The organism is Aeromonas piscicola, from assembly GCF_000820005.1.
Taxonomy (GTDB): Bacteria; Pseudomonadota; Gammaproteobacteria; order Enterobacterales; family Aeromonadaceae; genus Aeromonas; species Aeromonas piscicola.
Genome location: NZ_CDBL01000046.1, coordinates 1 through 12,697 on the forward strand (window position 1 = coordinate 1; position 12,697 = coordinate 12,697).

The 12,697-nt window shown below is 57.5% G+C and carries 16 protein-coding genes; 9 read left to right on the forward strand and 7 right to left on the reverse strand.

What is annotated here, in order from left to right:
* Nucleotides 1-365, forward strand: a 365-nt coding sequence (locus BN1128_RS10205) for a hypothetical protein (protein ID WP_042868315.1), incomplete at its 5' end; no start/stop codon positions are given.
* 41 nt (nt 366-406) lie between these two features.
* Here the strand turns inward: BN1128_RS10205 and BN1128_RS10210 are convergent.
* From BN1128_RS10210 to cyaB, 4 genes are all read right to left on the reverse strand, one after another.
* On the reverse strand, nt 407-1,927 hold the full coding sequence (locus BN1128_RS10210; RefSeq protein WP_042868320.1) for a recombinase family protein: 1,521 nt from the start codon (nt 1,925-1,927) through the stop codon (nt 407-409).
* Nucleotides 1,928-2,140: 213 nt separating this feature from the next.
* The gene (locus BN1128_RS10215) at nt 2,141-2,533 is read right to left on the reverse strand and encodes an NUDIX hydrolase (RefSeq protein WP_167335804.1); all 393 of its coding nucleotides are present in this window, start codon (nt 2,531-2,533) and stop codon (nt 2,141-2,143) included.
* Nucleotides 2,534-2,558: 25 nt separating this feature from the next.
* The gene (locus tag BN1128_RS10220; RefSeq protein WP_042868324.1) at nt 2,559-3,071 is read right to left on the reverse strand and encodes a DUF4823 domain-containing protein; all 513 of its coding nucleotides are present in this window, start codon (nt 3,069-3,071) and stop codon (nt 2,559-2,561) included.
* 80 nt (nt 3,072-3,151) lie between these two features.
* Nucleotides 3,152-3,694 (reverse strand): class IV adenylate cyclase, encoded by a 543-nt coding sequence (gene cyaB, locus BN1128_RS10225; protein WP_042868326.1) that lies wholly within the window; start codon nt 3,692-3,694, stop codon nt 3,152-3,154.
* Nucleotides 3,695-4,092: 398 nt separating this feature from the next.
* Here cyaB and BN1128_RS10230 point away from each other — a divergent pair, with 398 nt between their 5' ends.
* From BN1128_RS10230 to BN1128_RS10245, 4 genes are all read left to right on the forward strand, one after another.
* Nucleotides 4,093-4,938 (forward strand): DUF5718 family protein, encoded by an 846-nt coding sequence (locus tag BN1128_RS10230; RefSeq protein ID WP_042868327.1) that lies wholly within the window; start codon nt 4,093-4,095, stop codon nt 4,936-4,938.
* Between the two features lie 136 nt (nt 4,939-5,074).
* On the forward strand, nt 5,075-5,407 hold the full coding sequence (locus tag BN1128_RS10235) for a YnfA family protein (RefSeq protein WP_042868328.1): 333 nt from the start codon (nt 5,075-5,077) through the stop codon (nt 5,405-5,407).
* A gap of 46 nt (nt 5,408-5,453) precedes the next feature.
* Nucleotides 5,454-5,921: a GNAT family N-acetyltransferase gene (locus BN1128_RS10240; RefSeq protein WP_042868329.1), complete on the forward strand. Its 468-nt coding sequence runs from the start codon at nt 5,454-5,456 to the stop codon at nt 5,919-5,921.
* Between the two features lie 31 nt (nt 5,922-5,952).
* Nucleotides 5,953-6,402, forward strand: coding sequence for an acetyltransferase (locus tag BN1128_RS10245; RefSeq protein ID WP_042868330.1), 450 nt, complete (start codon nt 5,953-5,955; stop codon nt 6,400-6,402).
* Between the two features lie 72 nt (nt 6,403-6,474).
* Here the strand turns inward: BN1128_RS10245 and BN1128_RS10250 are convergent, their stop codons facing one another.
* Entirely contained in the window at nt 6,475-7,878 is a 1,404-nt protein-coding gene (locus BN1128_RS10250) for a DEAD/DEAH box helicase (RefSeq protein ID WP_042868333.1), read from the reverse strand.
* Nucleotides 7,879-8,095: 217 nt separating this feature from the next.
* On the reverse strand, nt 8,096-8,572 hold the full coding sequence (locus tag BN1128_RS10255) for a glutathione peroxidase (protein WP_042868336.1): 477 nt from the start codon (nt 8,570-8,572) through the stop codon (nt 8,096-8,098).
* Between the two features lie 292 nt (nt 8,573-8,864).
* Between BN1128_RS10255 and BN1128_RS10260 the strand changes: the two genes are divergently transcribed.
* Together BN1128_RS10260 and BN1128_RS10265 are read left to right on the forward strand one after the other, a co-directional pair.
* Complete coding sequence (locus tag BN1128_RS10260) at nt 8,865-9,473, forward strand: 2OG-Fe(II) oxygenase (protein WP_042868338.1); 609 nt, start codon at nt 8,865-8,867, stop codon at nt 9,471-9,473.
* Nucleotides 9,474-9,664: 191 nt separating this feature from the next.
* Entirely contained in the window at nt 9,665-10,654 is a 990-nt protein-coding gene (locus tag BN1128_RS10265; protein WP_042868341.1) for a D-alanine--D-alanine ligase, read from the forward strand.
* Nucleotides 10,655-10,716: 62 nt separating this feature from the next.
* Here BN1128_RS10265 and BN1128_RS10270 read toward each other — a convergent pair whose 3' ends face one another.
* Nucleotides 10,717-11,130, reverse strand: coding sequence for a VOC family protein (locus BN1128_RS10270; RefSeq protein WP_042868343.1), 414 nt, complete (start codon nt 11,128-11,130; stop codon nt 10,717-10,719).
* 165 nt (nt 11,131-11,295) lie between these two features.
* Here BN1128_RS10270 and BN1128_RS10275 point away from each other — a divergent pair, with 165 nt between their 5' ends.
* Nucleotides 11,296-12,060 (forward strand): tRNA-uridine aminocarboxypropyltransferase, encoded by a 765-nt coding sequence (locus BN1128_RS10275; protein WP_042868346.1) that lies wholly within the window; start codon nt 11,296-11,298, stop codon nt 12,058-12,060.
* A 198-nt stretch (nt 12,061-12,258) separates the two neighbouring features.
* The coding region (locus BN1128_RS10280; protein ID WP_042868345.1) for a TSUP family transporter at nt 12,259-12,697 on the forward strand (439 nt) is incomplete at its 3' end.

A 12,697-nucleotide genomic window follows, 5' to 3' on the forward strand; every position in this document is an offset into this window, starting at 1 on the left:
AGGGGAATATAATGAATGACAAAATAAAAGAGGTTTTGGAACAAGGAAGTAATATTGGTGGTTGGGTAAAGACTGGGACTCTTATAGGTGCTGGTATTGTCGCTTGTGTTTTGATTTGGAATCAAGTCGGAACTAATACAGCAGACATCGAAAAACTTAATCGATTTCAATCTAATCATTATGGTCTAATACAGGGGTTGGATAAGAATCAGATTAAGATTGATGGACGTGTTAATGTTCTTGAAAGCGATAGTAAACGGCAAGATGAGCTTAATAGTAAGATGATGGAAACTCTTAATACTCTCAACATCAGTATCGAACGACTTAATACAACCATTGATCTACTTCAACGAAGCAATAAATAATAAAAGGGACTTACCGTGCTTGGCGAGTCCCTTTTTCGTTTCTATTCATCTTCAACTAACAATTCTTGAACCAGTTTAAGTGATTTCTCACTATCCACGGTATTCTTTCCAAATCCACCTGTCTTCCATTTTATAAAGTGATTGTCGTACCTTTCAACTTTTATCAAATGATGCTCACCATAAGGCTTAACTTCTATCCGTTTTATAATCTTCTTCAACTCAATATTAAACTTCTTTGGGTCATCAACGAATGATAGAAGCGTCTGTATCGCATCAGGAGCAATTGTGACGATGGACTTAAGCTCTGCCATCAGATCATTCTTCTGTTGCTCCTGATGCGATAGAGCGGTCAGTATAGCGGTTGTTACTAATGGACTCGTAGTGATTGACAGTTGAGAGGTTAAATCAGTTACCCGTTTTTCAACTTGATCCAGCTCAATCCTAATTCTATCCTCGCCATTATCCTGCTTGCTGACTTGCTTCAGTTCTAAGTGATGAATGTTAGAGATAACGAGCTTGTGTAAATCACGAAGGTGTCCCGTATATTCACACTTGTTTATTAATGACTTACGGCAATACGTGTATGTCACTCTATTATTTTTATTGTTCCTACTCTTGTTCGCCATCTTACTACCGCAAACACCACAATACACAAGACCACTGATATGGTTCGTCTCACTGGCACCTGCTGGACGTTGTACTGCCTTACTGTTCAGTTCAAGGTACTCTGAGTAGCTGATCACTGCTGGATAGTAGTTCTGGACTAGTTCGGTCGGCTGATACTTGCCGTTGACCATCACAGTAAGCTGATGAGCGCCAAACAAGACTTTACTTTTGATCACTCCACTAAGAGTGCTTGGGGTCCATTCTCCATTGACCTTTATTGGCGGAACATTAGATGAGTTCAAATAACCAGCAATTTTTTCGAGTGAATCGCCTTGTTTCTTCTTCTCTAAAATGGTCTTTAACACAGACACCCGTTCATCAAAAACAAACTTGTCATCTTTAAATTTCAACCAAAACGGGAGCATCAATGGAACAGGAATACCTGCTTTGATTTTCTCTTTGATTGAATTTTTGACCTCTTGAATTCGGGCAGATTTAGCCGCTGACTCTTTGTGGGCCAAGTCGGCAGCAATCGCGATCCGGATTACAAGGGTAAGGTCATTTAGGGAGTTCTTGTCGAGTTTAAGACCGTCCATGAGAGACACTACCACCACACCCTGGGAAAGGATGTCTTGGAGCATGGCTTGAGTCTTGGCGATGCCTTGCCGACTGAGGCGGTCAAGCTTCTCAAGAATGATGACATCACCAGTCTTGATTGATCCGTTAGCTATGCACTGGTGAAGGTCTGAGAGGGAAGGGCGGTCTACCTCCTTGTAGGCGGAGACACCAAGATCGCGGAAGGATTTCGATGAGAGAGTTAGGTTGTTCTTCTGACAGTATTCAATAGCAGCTTCCATCTGTCGCCGCTGGCCGTCACCTAGTATCTGTTGCTTAGAGCTTAGGCGGATGTATGAGTATGCTGTTGATTTTATAGAGGATTCTTGTTCCTGAATCATGAGGTATGTATCTCGACTTCATCGTGTGCCTTTGATTGTAGCATCCTTGTCAAACGTGGTCACGACAGCGGCATGCGCCGTTGTGCGGCAAACAGAGATAAGGTATCCGTGTTTTGCCGCATGACTGGTTAGCCTCGCCGTTTCTGACGCCGATTTCAAGCCGAAGGCCCCCGTTGGTTGCGCCGGATCACGCTTGACGGTCTGCGCTGTGCCTCAGCGGATGAGATTCTGCTCTGCCAGCCAGGCAAACAGCAGGCGGGAGACGGGGGAGATCTCGGCCAGATGGCGGCTATCCAGCCAGCGCAGCTCGGCGATCTCGGCCGAGGCAACAGGCGTACCGCTGGCCTCGCCGGTGTAACAGCGCAAGCGGACCTGCACGCCTTCAGGCTTGCCATCGGCCTGGGCGCTGAATTCACAGGCAAGGCGCAAGGTGTTGACTTGCAGGGTGACGCTCAGCTCCTCTTCGATTTCCCGCACCAGTGCCGCTTCATCGCTCTCTCCCGTCTCGCGTTTGCCGCCGGGAATGTAGTAGATGGCCTTGCCGTGGGAGCGGGCGCAGAGCAGTTGGCGATCCTGGAAGGTCAGCCAGGCGAGTTTGTCGATCATGGTTTTGTTCCGGTGGTTGAAATGGTCAGTAGAGAGCATTCACGTATTTTTCGGTCGGTTCAGGCAGTAGATCTTGTGGATGATCGCCACCAAATGTAGCCCATTTGCTTTTTCCCTTGAATGAGCTGTTGGCTATGCTCTTTTTGCTCAGGGTGTCGTAGATAACTACCTGAATTTCAATTACATCCGGTTTTCCAGACCATTCTGTTGCCCGTTCCTCCCAATGTAGAATGACGGGTTTCACATAATATCTGAACTGAGTCGGTTCAATGTTGTTCAGGCAAGGATCTCCATGACAACGGGTCGTGATCTCGACTCTGTGAGCCTTCTTGGAAAATGCCGCATAGATTGCCTGGGCTGTCATTTGTCCCGAATTCTGATACTGCGTAGTTTCATATGACCCATCTTGGGGTTGCGAAATGAGCACCCCCTGACTGGCATCAAGTTTATTGGTCATCGTTTGTACATCGGCTTGTTGATAGGTCGAGCTGCAGCCGACAGCAAGCAAGGAGAAAAGGGCACTGAGATAGGGCTTCAAAATACATTCCTTTGTTTAATTAGTTGTTTTTTGATTTTTAGATAAAAGCGTGGTTTTTATACCAGAGATAAATGTTTAACTTATTGATTAAATTCACATAATTTTTTATATGATCGATATTCTCGCTGCTTCAAGCCCAGCTTTATCGCCAGATGCTCCAACTCGGTTCTGTATTCCTCCAACCGATCTTCATCGTCGGTCATGATGGCCAGCTCGGCAAAATCGCCGATCCCCTCGAGATGATCCCGGGTGACATGGAAGGGGCCGACAAAGTAGATGCTGCGCCGCTTGCTGATGGCCAGTACCTGCCGGTAGCCCAGGGTGCGCAACATGCTGGCCGCCTTGTCGGCGTCCGTGATGTTGACGGCCTCGCAGCGATCGGCTTCGGGTCCCTTCACTATCCAGAGCTGGATGCCGGAAGGCTGCATGGTGCGGATCACCAGGCTCTTGTCCTCTGCGGCCAGGCTATGTTCTGGCGTGTCGAAGTAACTGTCCTGTTCCTGGTTGTCTTCCAGCATCACCTCGGGGTTGAGGGCGGCGAGAGCGGAGGTGAAGGCATCGACATCGCTCAGCCGGTACTTGAACTCGACCTCGAAGCGGCCCTGAAAGTGCTGTGATGACATTGGCTGGCATCCTTGAGTGTGCGGATTTGCATGGCAGGCAGCCTAGCAAAGTTGACCGGCAGGCCCAAGCGTCAGCCGAGCAGACTGTGGAAACGATCTGTTTCTCGCCGTACGCTACTCCCTGTGAACTCTCTCCCTGTATCAAAAGTTGATCAGCAGGGCTCATTAATTGTTGATCCATGACCCTGGTCCGTGTGAAGCAAGGGGCGGTCAACTGGCCGTGAGCCTCTGCCCATAGACGCGATGACGGATGCCGAAAAGTTCGGGCTGGCGCACAGGATAGGGCGCCAGGGCTGGGCGGAGGCGGGGCCCTGTGGTTTAATCCTTGCCACTTTCGTGGTAGCGGATCCCGTTTGGTGGGTCGGCTGCCCCCGCTTTGGCAAGATGCAGGTGATCAGATGCAAGTGACAGCAGAGAGCAAATTTATCGGACTCGGGGTGGCGGGCAACTTCGCCGGTCATTTGGAGCAGGCGGGAGAAGCCTCGGATTTCGTGGCGGTGGTGGTGCGTGACACCAGCGCCCCCAAGGCGCTGTTCCCCTTCTATGTGCCGGGTCACCCGGGTCAGCTCGGCGTCTTCCCCCTGAGCGAGAAGGCCATCTTCCTGCCCGAGGCGGCGGTCAGCGGTGACGAGAAGGTGCAGATCGAGCCGGAAGTGGCGCTCTGGTGCGAGCTGGAATACGCAGGCACCCAGGTGGTGGCCATCCATCCCAGCGCCTTTGGGGCCTACAACGACTGCTCCATCCGTCGTCCCAATGCCAAGAAGATCAGCGAGAAGAAGAACTGGGGGGAAGAGAGCAAGGGGCTGGCGGCCAATCTGCTGCCAATTTCCCATTTCGCAGCCGGCTGCGAGCTCGATGACTATCGCATCGCCTGCTATCTGGAGCGTGACGGCGAGCTGCACGCTTACGGGGTAGACAGCGCCGCTGTCGATTACAGCTATTTTCATCGACAGCTGCTGGACTGGGCCATCGACAAGTTCAACCATCAGCAGGACGAGGGCCCGGCGGAGCATATCCAGGGGCTGCTGGCCCAGGCTGGCTACCCGTCCCATGCGCTCATCAGCATAGGGGCTACCCGTTATACCCATTTTGGCGAGACCCACTTCCTCAAGCCCGGCGATATGTCCTGCGTGCTGGTCTATCCGGCCAGCTGCTACAGCGAAAGCGACATCCGCGAGGCCATTCGCACCCGCCAGTTCGGGCCGGACGTGTCAGTCCTGTTGCAGGCGGTCAAGACCCGCTGATGCCACCCAGGCTTCCCCCACGCCCGCAGGGGAAGCCTGGTCCTCCCGCCATTCAACTCCCTCCTGCTGCGCTTACATAACGCGATGATTTGCTTTAACATTCAGCCTGTTTAACGGGGGATGATAGAGGCGCATCATGGTGGAAATCAAAACGATCGGACTGTTTCTGATCACGGCGGTGGCCGAAATCGTCGGCTGTTATCTGCCCTATCTCTGGCTGACACAGGGCCGGAGCATCTGGTTGCTGCTGCCCGCGGGCCTGAGTCTGGTGCTGTTTGCCTGGCTGTTGTCACTGCATCCGACCGCCGCCGGCCGTGTCTATGCCGCCTATGGTGGCGTCTATATCTTCGTGGCCATCCTCTGGCTCTGGCTGGTGGACGGTATCAGGCCCACGCTGTGGGATCTGGTGGGTTCGCTGGTGGCCCTGCTCGGCATGGCCATCATCATGTTTGCGCCAAGGCCCGCTTAGGATTCGTGGGTGAAGTCGCGCCGGTAATCAGATCAGGAGGACTGTCATGGTGGTGATCAGAGCGTGCAATGAACAAGACGTAGCAGGTTTGCTGGCCCTTTATCGGGAGCTGAGGCCCCATGATCCGCCGCTGGTTGAAGCCGAGGCGACTCTTGCCGCCTTGCTGGCCCAATCCCATGTGCGGCTTATCGTCGCCGAGGTGGAGGGTCAGCTTGCCGCCACCTGCCAGCTGGGGGTGATCCCCACGCTCACCAACGGTGGTCGGCCCTTTGGCATCATAGAGCACGTGATCACGGCGGCCCGGTTTCGGCGCCAGGGGTTGAGCCAGCAAGTGCTCGAGCAGGCGCTGGCACTCGCCTGGCAGCAGGGTTGCTACAAGGTGATGTTGTTGTCGGGGGAAGGGCGCGAGGCGGCCCACCGCCTGTATGAAAAGCTGGGTTTCAAGGCCGGCATCGAGAAGGGATTCGTCATCAAGCAAACGGATGCCAAAGGCACAGCTGAGCCTCTCCGGTAAGGCGATTCGCGCCACACAACAGAGTCATGTCATGAAGATTGAACAAGCAAAGACGCGGGATCACCCGACCCTGATCAGCATCTGGGAAGCCTCGGTGCGTGCCACTCATCATTTTCTGCCAGAGGCGGAGATCGATGCCCTCAAGCCGCTGATCCTTGAGCACTATTTCGCCGCCGTCGATCTGGTCTGTGCTAGGGATGAGGCCGCTGGCATCGTCGGTTTTTGCGGCGTGCTCGATGGCAATATCGAGATGTTGTTTATCGCACCCGAGGCAAGAGGCTGCGGTGTTGGCCGCCAGCTGGTGGCCCATGCCATCACCAAGCAAGGGGCGACCAAGGTGGACGTCAATGAGCAGAATGGGCAGGCGCTTGGCTTCTATCAGCGCATGGGCTTCGTCGTGACAGGGCGCTCGCCGCTGGATGGCCAGGGCAAACCCTATCCACTGCTGCATATGGCGCTTGCGGGTGTCGAAAAGGTGTGATCTATCCCGCCAATAAAAAAACCGCCGAAAGGCGGTTTTTTGTTTTTCAGTGCGGGCAGCTCACGGCTGGCCTTACTCCTCGTTGGAGTTGTCCTGATAGCTGTTGCGCTGGGCCCGGGGCAGGCGGCGCATCGGGGTGAGCCCTGCGTCCACGCCACCGCGATCCTTCTGGCGCGCCGGCGCCGGTTGCTTGCTACCATCGGCTTTGGGCTTGCCGGCTCCCGGCTTGCCTTTGCCCTTGGCGGGCGCCTTGGTATTGTGTTTGGCGTTGGCATGGCCGCGATCCCGCGGCGGGTTTTGTACCGGCTTGCTGCCCGGCAGGGTCTGGCGAGTCGGTTTGCCGCTCGGCTCGTAGCCGGCCAGGATCTCGCTCGGTATGCTGAGGCCTATCAGGGACTCGATGGCCTTGAGCTGATCCTGTTCATCCTGGCTGACCAGGGAGATGGCTTCGCCGCCACGACCGGCACGGCCGGTACGGCCGATGCGGTGGATATAATCCTCGGCCACCTGCGGCAGCTCGAAGTTGATCACATGGGGCAGCTGATCGATATCGAGACCACGGGCGGCGATGTCGGTGGCGACCAGCACGCGTACCTTGCCTTCCCGAAAATCCGCCAGCGCCCGGTTGCGGGCACCCTGGCTCTTGTCACCGTGGATGGCGACGGTATTGAGGCCGTCTTTTTCCATCTGGTGGGCGAGGCGATCGGCGATCTGCTTGGTGCGCACGAACACCAGTACCCGCTGCCAGTTATTGCGGCCGATCATGTGGGAGAGCAGCTCGCGCTTGCGCTCGCGGTCGACCTTGATGATGCGCTGATTGACCTGTTCGGCCGTGCTGTTGCTCGGGCTCACCTCGATCAGGGTCGGGCTCTTCAGCAGATCGTCGGCCAGCTCCTTGATTTCGTTGGAGAAGGTGGCAGAGAACAGCAGGGTCTGCCGCTCTTCCGGCAGCGCCTTCATGATGCGGCGAATGTCGGTGATGAAGCCCATGTCCAGCATGCGATCCGCCTCATCCAGCACCAGCACTTCCAGCTCGGTCAGGGTGAGGGCGCGCTGGGTCAGTAGATCCAGCAGGCGGCCCGGAGTTGCGACCAGGATGTCGACACCGAGCTTGATGGCGTCCAGGTTGGGCTTGATGCTGACGCCGCCGTAAGCGATCAGGGTGCGAAACGGTAGGTGATGGGCGTACTTGATGATGCTTTCGCCCACCTGGGCGGCCAGTTCACGGGTCGGGGTCAGCACCAGGGCGCGTACCTGACGACGGCCACCACGGCCATGGTTGGCCAGCAGACGGTGCAACATGGGCAGGGTGAAACCGGCCGTTTTGCCTGTGCCTGTCTGGGCGCCGCCCAGCACATCCTGACCTGCCAGCACGGCCGGAATGGCTTGCTGCTGGATGGGGGTTGGCTGTTCGTAACCCAATTCCTTGACGGCCCGCAGAATGTGCGGTGACAGACCCAGTTCGTTAAATGACATGTTCGAGAGAGACTCCTGAGGTGAGCCTTGGGCTCAACGAGTGACAGACATGCGCTGACGCCTGCTCTGCCACAACATAAGATGCAGCGGGCCACCTTGGCAGCCAGCTACAACATAGAAAAGATAATGGGGGCGTAATATAGCAGATGTGCGGCCTGCACGCAGCAGCCGTGTCACTTGCCCGGGCCGCGGTGTGAGTCTGGTCCCGTAGCGAGGTTCAGAGCAGTGCGTTTATCTCGTCCAGCAGGCTCTCTGGCTTGGTCTGGGGGGAGAAGCGATCCACCACCTCACCCTCGCGGTTGATGAGAAACTTGGTGAAGTTCCATTTGACGTTTTCCAGCCCCAGCAGCCCGGGTTTTTGCTGCTTCAGCCAGCGATAGAAGGGGTGGGCGTGCTCGCCGTTGACCTCGCACTTGGCCATGATGGGGAAGCTCACCGGGTAATCCAGCGAGCAGAAGCGGGCGATTTCGTCCGCATCCCCCGGCTCCTGATGGCCGAACTGATCGCAGGGGAAGCCCAAGATCACCAGCCCTTTGGGTCCCAGCTGTTGGTAGAGTGCCTCCAGCCCCGTGTATTGGGGGGTAAAACCACAGCGGCTGGCCACGTTGACCACCAGAATGACCTGGCCTTGCAGGGTGGTGAGCGAGAGTTCGGAGCCATCGAGGTGTTGCAGGGTGAGGTCGGGCAAAGACATGGTGAACTCCTGGAAGGATGGGGCCCATTCAGGGCGGTTGTCATGCACGTTAACGGGCCAGGGCGTCTGGGGCAAGAGGCACGTGCCCTGTTTGCGCCATGGCTCGCACGCGGCATGTCGCCATCCTTTTGTGGCGCCGGATCACAGGGTGAGCAGGCCGGTACGATAAAGGGCGCCTTCTGTGGCGGGATAGCGTATTGATGGTGGGACTTCTCAGGAGAAGCAATCTGGTTTGTGCCCAGGCCGGGAAGTCGCTAAAAAGCGCCCTCTCTCCACTTATTGTGAGTCACTCTTGGACTATCAAGCCGTCATGGATGCCATTTACACCCGGGGATGGGTGATAGTGGATGATTTTTTAAGCGCCGCCGAGGTGGATGAGCTGAAAGCCTGCCTGCCAGGGGAGTGGCAACCGGCCGGGATCGGACGCGCCGCGCTACATCAGGGCAACCCCGACATTCGCCGTGATCAGATCCATTGGCTGGAGCCCGATCTTGGCGCGCCTGTGGCAGCCTATCTGGCCCGCATGGAATCCCTGCGCCTCGCCGCCAACCGCCTGCTGATGCTGGGGCTGTTCGATTACGAGGCCCACTTTGCCCGCTATCGCAGCGGGGACTTCTATGCCACCCACCGCGATGCCTTCGCCGGTCGCTCCAACCGCCGCCTCACCTCTGTCTTCTATCTCAACAACGACTGGCAACCGGAGGCGGGCGGCGTGCTCAGGGTCTACGACAACGACGAGCAGTTGCTGATGGATGTCTCTCCCAAGGGGGGGCGGCTGGTATTGTTCCTGTCGGAGGAGTTTCCCCACGAGGTGCTGCCCGCCAATCGGGAGCGTTACAGCATCGCCGGCTGGTTTCGGATCAATGGCAACGGCGTGGGACGCCTGGATCCGCCACGCTGAGCTCTTTTCACCCAATTTCTGACACAGGCGGAAATTTTTCAGGCTGTTGTCGGCGGATGGGGCTCCCATCGGCTGACAAGGCTTTATTTCCCTTGCTACACTGGCCCGCACTTGGCTTCGTCCGGTTTTTCAGTACGGTTGGATTATCAAATGGTCATGACGAGGCCGCTTTTCCCAAGGGATCACATCTAATGAAGAACATGCATGTCTTGCTGCTGTGCGGCGGCGGTGGCTCAGAACACGAAGTCTCTCTGCGCAGCGCCAATTTCCTTGAGCAACAACTCGGTTTGGTGCCCGGCGTCGAGGTGACCCGGGTCGAGATGTTCGCCGACCGCTGGCTCTCTGCCGACGGCCGCGAGTGCAAGCTGGGGCTGGACAAGCTGCTCTCGTTTGACAGCGTGGCCCGTCCGGTGGACTACGTGGTGCCCTGCATCCACGGCTATCCGGGTGAGACCGGCGATCTGCAATCCTTCCTTGAGCTGGCGGGCCTGCCTTATCTCGGTTGCGATGCCGAGGCGAGCAAGATCTGCTTCAACAAGATCAGCACCAAGCTGTGGCTCTCCGCCATCGGCATTCCCAACACCCCCTATCTGTTCCTGACCGAACAGAACGACGCCGCCCTGACCGAGGCAAAAGCCGCCCTGGTCAAGTGGGGCAAGGTCTTCATCAAGGCCGCCTCCCAGGGCTCCTCCGTGGGCTGCTACTCCGCCAGCAACGAAGCCGAGCTGGCGCAGGGCATCAAGGATGCCTTCGGTTACTCCGAGCAGGTGTTGATCGAAAAAGCGGTCAAGCCCCGCGAGCTGGAAGTGGCTGTCTACCAGTACGGTGACGAGCTGATTGCCACCTATCCTGGCGAGATCTGCGTGCCGACCGACAAGTTCTACACCTATGAAGAGAAGTACAGCAGCGCCAGCCACACGGCGACCAGCCTCAAGGCCGAAGGCCTGACCCAGGCGCAGGCCGATGCGATCCACGAGTATGCCCTCAAGGCGTTCCGTCAGCTGAAACTGACCCACCTGTCGCGCATCGACTTCTTCCTGACCGAAGAGGGCGAGATCCTGCTGAACGAGATCAATACCTTCCCCGGCATGACCTCCATCTCCATGTTCCCGAAACTGCTGGAGCATCACGGTCACCGCTTTGCTCACTACCTCGAGCAGATCCTGCGCAAGCCCGCCTGACGGTTTGCCGAACACGACAGAGGGGCCCGCGGGCCCCTCTGTCGTTGTTGCGATTGGCGATGTCACATGGATGCCGGGGTGAACAGCCAGATGTGCGCCCCCTGTGGATCCGCAATCAGGGCCATGCGCCCGACCCCCGGGATATTCATGGCGGGCACCACCAGGGTGCCGCCGTGCTGATTGACCCTGGTCACCCTTGCATCCACGTCATCCACTGCGATATAGGTCGCCCAGTGGGGCGGTACGCCGGCCATCTCGGGATTGCCCCGGGTGGTCTGTACCCCGGCGATTGGCCTGCCATTGGCAACCAGCATGGGGTAGTTGCCGCCTTCCATCGCCATGCTCTGGCTCTCCCAGCCGAGCACCTCAGTGTAGAAACGGATCCCGGCCTCGGCGTCGGGGAGATAGAGCTCGTGCCAGGTGAAGGTAGTGCCTTCGGCCAGGGCGTGCTCGCGGGCTATGTCTTGTTCTGCCATCGTCGTCCTCCTGTGTCCCATGCGTGCGAGCATGGGTTGACGACCAAGTATAGAGAGGCGTTGCACCCCGGCTTGCCCCGGATGGGGGGCCTTGCTGCGTGGCGGACGGCTCGTTACAATCAGCCCCCTTTTTTCCGCAACGTGCACCGCCAGAGCCGCGCCCCCATGAAGCCAATCCCAGATCACGCCGTCAATCGCCTGCGCGTATGGCGCAAGAGCATCTCCACCCGTCCTTTTCTCGCCCGTGGTGGCACAGTGCCACGCTGCGAGGCGTGCCAGCTGCGCCGCGACTGGTGCGCCTGCGAATGGCGCCCCGAGCTCAAGGCCGAGGCCGGCTTCTGCCTGCTGATGTATGACAGCGAACCCATGAAACCCTCCAACACGGGTCGCCTGATCGCCGACGTCCTGCCTGATACCACCTGGGCCTTCCTCTGGAAGCGTACCCAGCCCCATCCTAAGTTGTTGGCACTGCTGGCCGATCCCGCCTGGCAGCCCTATGTGGTGTTCCCCGCGTGCGAGAAAAACCCGCCGCGCGTGACCGAACAGGTCATGCTCGCCCCCGGCAAGAAGCCGCTCTTCATCCTGCTGGACGGCACCTGGCCCGAAGCGCGCAAGATGTTCAACATGAGTCCCTATCTGGATGGTTTCCCCGTGCTGGCGGTCAAGCCGGATGCGCTCTCCACCTATGGCATGCGGGTCGCCAACTGTGACGAGCACCTCTGCACTGCCGAAGTGGCGGCCTGCGTGCTGGAGGTGGCCGGTCAGCTGCAGGCAGGGCAGGCGTTGCAGCTCTGGTTCAATCTGTTCAGCCGCCGCTACATGGCCGGTCGTGTCAGCCGGGCGCCCGGTGAGGATGAAGTGCTGCTGCAACAGGCGTTGGCGATACTCAAGGGAAATGTTCCGAATGAACGGGCCGATAGCGCCGCCTGATGGTGGGGCAGGGGCAAGCAAGGCGAGAGCAACCAGACTGATGAAAATCAGGAATCAATTGACTGCCACTGTTTCGTTAGCCTCATGGACGCGGGCCCTTTAGGATAGCGTTCACGCCTGCTTGTCCGGCGTGTTCACTCAGTCAGTTCAACCCGGGTTGCCCCCGTGCCGGGCAACCCAATCTCGTGAGGCCTATGGATGGAATTGGAACTGTTTACCCTGCTTGCCCTGTTCGGGGTGGCCCTTGTCGCCGGTTTTATCGATGCCATCGCCGGCGGCGGCGGCCTCCTGACCGTGCCGGCCCTGCTGGCCACCGGCATGCCGCCGGCGCTGGTACTGGGCACCAACAAGCTGCAGAGCAGTTTTGGCTCCTTCTCCGCCACCTGGTTCTATGCCCGCAAGGGGCTGCTGGAGTGGGCCATGATCTGGCCTGCGGTGATTTGCACCTTCATCGGTGCCGCCATCGGCACCCTGGCGGTGCAGACCATAGATGCCGCCATTCTGGAGCGCTTGCTGCCCTTCCTGCTGATGGCGTTTGCCTGCTATTTCTTCTTCTCCCCCAGAGTGAGCGATGCAGAGAGCTCACGCCGTTTGACTCCCATAGTGTTTGCGCTGCTGGTGGGGGGCGGGGTGGGCT

Coding starts and splice junctions, on each gene's coding strand:
- BN1128_RS10245 (WP_042868330.1), top strand. CDS start 5,953: ATGAAGATTGAACAAGCAAAGACGCGGGATCACCCGACCCTGATCAGC.
- BN1128_RS10235 (WP_042868328.1), top strand. CDS start 5,075: ATGGTGGAAATCAAAACGATCGGACTGTTTCTGATCACGGCGGTGGCC.
- cyaB (WP_042868326.1), bottom strand. CDS start 3,694: ATGTCATCACAGCACTTTCAGGGCCGCTTCGAGGTCGAGTTCAAGTAC.
- BN1128_RS10270 (WP_042868343.1), bottom strand. CDS start 11,130: ATGGCAGAACAAGACATAGCCCGCGAGCACGCCCTGGCCGAAGGCACT.
- BN1128_RS10255 (WP_042868336.1), bottom strand. CDS start 8,572: ATGTCTTTGCCCGACCTCACCCTGCAACACCTCGATGGCTCCGAACTC.
- BN1128_RS10230 (WP_042868327.1), top strand. CDS start 4,093: ATGCAAGTGACAGCAGAGAGCAAATTTATCGGACTCGGGGTGGCGGGC.
- BN1128_RS10250 (WP_042868333.1), bottom strand. CDS start 7,878: ATGTCATTTAACGAACTGGGTCTGTCACCGCACATTCTGCGGGCCGTC.
- BN1128_RS10265 (WP_042868341.1), top strand. CDS start 9,665: ATGAAGAACATGCATGTCTTGCTGCTGTGCGGCGGCGGTGGCTCAGAA.
- BN1128_RS10240 (WP_042868329.1), top strand. CDS start 5,454: ATGGTGGTGATCAGAGCGTGCAATGAACAAGACGTAGCAGGTTTGCTG.
- BN1128_RS10275 (WP_042868346.1), top strand. CDS start 11,296: ATGAAGCCAATCCCAGATCACGCCGTCAATCGCCTGCGCGTATGGCGC.
- BN1128_RS10215 (WP_167335804.1), bottom strand. CDS start 2,533: ATGATCGACAAACTCGCCTGGCTGACCTTCCAGGATCGCCAACTGCTC.
- BN1128_RS10210 (WP_042868320.1), bottom strand. CDS start 1,927: ATGATTCAGGAACAAGAATCCTCTATAAAATCAACAGCATACTCATAC.